Origin of the sequence: Bradyrhizobium sp. (assembly GCF_049581145.1) — a bacterium.
Lineage (GTDB): Bacteria > Pseudomonadota > Alphaproteobacteria > Rhizobiales > Xanthobacteraceae > Bradyrhizobium.
Map to the genome: position 1 here is coordinate 1 of NZ_JBAURI010000367.1, position 1,797 is coordinate 1,797.

A 1,797-nucleotide genomic window follows, 5' to 3' on the forward strand; every position below is an offset into this window, starting at 1 on the left:
AAACAGACCTTTAACTCCCACCGAACCGCCTTCGCCGGGGCGATCGGTGCGTTAATGGTGCGTTAAGGGTCCGGCGGTGAATTTTCCTGGAAAGCTCTCGTCCGGGAGAACAATCCGTAAAAATCTGACAACCACAGATTACCATCAACAAAGGTTTTCCTCCTAACCTGTGCGCAGTTTGCGGCCGGTCCACCAGCAAGAACCAGCATGATCCGTCACGTCTCAGCTTTTGTTCTCGGTCTCGCCACGCTTGCGGGCATCTATGCGTTTCTGGCGAACTTAACCTCTGCGTTAGGCGAGCGAACCGGTTTGGTTGTCATCTGGGTTCAGGCTCTCTACCCGGGATTGCTGCCTTTCATTTGGTTCTCGGCCGTCGTCGGAATAGTGGTCATTGGCCGATATCGGAGACTTCCGGGCCTGACCGCCGCACCATTCGTGTTCTTTGCGGCGTGGTGCTGTGTGTCTGTGTGGAATCGCTATGAGCTTGGCAGGGATATTGATCCGTCGCTTTCTGGCCGCCCAGTCCCGGCAGAGTTGCGCATCCTTCGAACCCTTACCCTGGTTTTGGATTACCCAGAGGCAGGCGAGCCGTGCTGCGGAAGCACCGCGCTGCTCGCCGAGCGGATCATCGACCGATATGTCCATGCCCAGACCGATCAACAGGGCAACGTGGTAGCGATTCGATCGACACAACTTGCAGAGGCTAAAGATTGCGACGCTAACGAATTATTGCAATCTGTCCCGTTGCAACATTCCGGACGCACCGATCAGTGCCTGAAAAAGGCGACGCTTGAATCAATTCCCGACGGCGTTGTCGTCCGTATGCAGTTGATGAAGCCGACATACGCCAGCCACGGCTGCTGCAATGTTGGAACCATCAACGTCCGGCAGGATGGCAAAGAGCGCCTCGCGGCGACATGGCGTTACGGGCAACAAACCGTCCTGAGTTATTTGCCGCTGTTCAACATCAACTTTCCAGCAACGCCTTTGTGGCGATATGCCGGTGTCGGGCCACATCAATTGGTGGAAATCGGCGGCCCCTCATTTTCACCTCAGGATTTAGCCGCCGCGATCTATGGAATTGACTGGGCGGCACCGCCCAAACTCGCCCAGGTTAGTAATGCCGAGCTCTCCCAACGCGCGAAGCAGCTGGCACAAACGAACAATAGCCTTGCTGCGCTCGATATCGCGCTTCAGGCTCAAAACAACGGATACGTGGATGACGTCCTGATTGGGGTGGCTTCCCAGTTCATCGATTCACCATACGAGCAGCAACTTTATCGATTCTGGTCACGTCTCGACAGCAACAACAAGCACAAATTCATCGACGATGTCATCGTGCTGATCAGCGACTCAGCCGCCGGCGGCGGTGACTACAGTCAGGCCAGAGTGCAGATTCAAATGCGCCGCGAACAGCTGACGGCTTACATGCCGCAAGCCGAGGCAATTTTTGCCAACAGGCGTGATCTGAGACCCTGGCAATATGAAATGGCCTTACGGCTCGCAATGAATGACCCGTTCGGATTTCGTAATGACGGATATCGCGACGAGCAACGGCGCCACTTCGAGTCCCTTCGGGACGACACGAGCGAGGCCTTTGCCCGACGCGCGATCGCATTCAAACGCGTGTATTTTCCTCCGAACGACGAGGAACGCGCCTTCTTCGCCCAACATCTTGATCGCGTACCCGACACGTTGTTGGAGGAATTCATACGCCAGGTCGGCTTGCGCAACGCCGGCGAGTTCTCTCAAGGCATTCGTGAGCGCATTAATGCTGTTCGGGATGATCAACTAAAG

At 55.7% G+C, this 1,797-nt stretch carries 1 protein-coding gene; it reads left to right on the forward strand.

Going from position 1 to position 1,797, the window contains the following annotated elements; translation table 11 throughout:
• Positions 1 to 207: 207 nt before the first annotated feature.
• Positions 208 to 1,797, forward strand: a 1,590-nt coding sequence (locus tag WCB02_RS11965) for a hypothetical protein (protein WP_423958402.1), incomplete at its 3' end; no start/stop codon positions are given.